This window comes from Bradyrhizobium sp. SHOUNA76 (assembly GCF_023006445.1).
GTDB lineage: Bacteria > Pseudomonadota > Alphaproteobacteria > Rhizobiales > Xanthobacteraceae > Bradyrhizobium.
Window position 1 is genome coordinate 1 of the sequence record NZ_JALBHA010001167.1, and the last position, 459, is coordinate 459.

General features: G+C 69.9%; 1 protein-coding gene. It reads left to right on the forward strand.

What is annotated here, in order from left to right:
* The coding region (locus tag MOV74_RS40320; protein ID WP_246933124.1) for a UbiD family decarboxylase at positions 1–459 on the forward strand (459 nt) is incomplete at both ends.

Genomic DNA, 459 nt, shown 5'->3' on the forward strand with positions numbered 1-459 from the left:
GACCGCGCACACGCGCGGCGGCGCCGGTCCAGGATGCCGTCACGATGGGACCCGACATCGATCTTGCAAGATTGCCGGTCCAGATCTGCTGGCCCGGCGAGCCGGCGCCGCTGATCACCTGGCCACTCGTGATCACGGTGCCGCCGGAATTCGCGACGGCCGACCAGGAGGAAAATGTCGGCGTCTACCGCATGCAGGTGCTCGGTCGCGACCGCGCCATCATCCGCTGGCTCGCGCATCGCGGCGGCGCCAGGCATCACCAGCAATGGAAGGCGATCGGACGCGATATGCCGGTCGCGATCGTCATCGGAGCAGATCCCGCGACGATCCTTGCCGCGGTGCTGCCGCTGCCGGAAACGCTGTCCGAGCTGCGTTTCGCCGGCATCCTGCGCGGCGAACGGCCAGGCCTCGCGCCGTGCCTCACCGTCCCGCTCGCGATCCCGGCCGAGGCCGAGATCG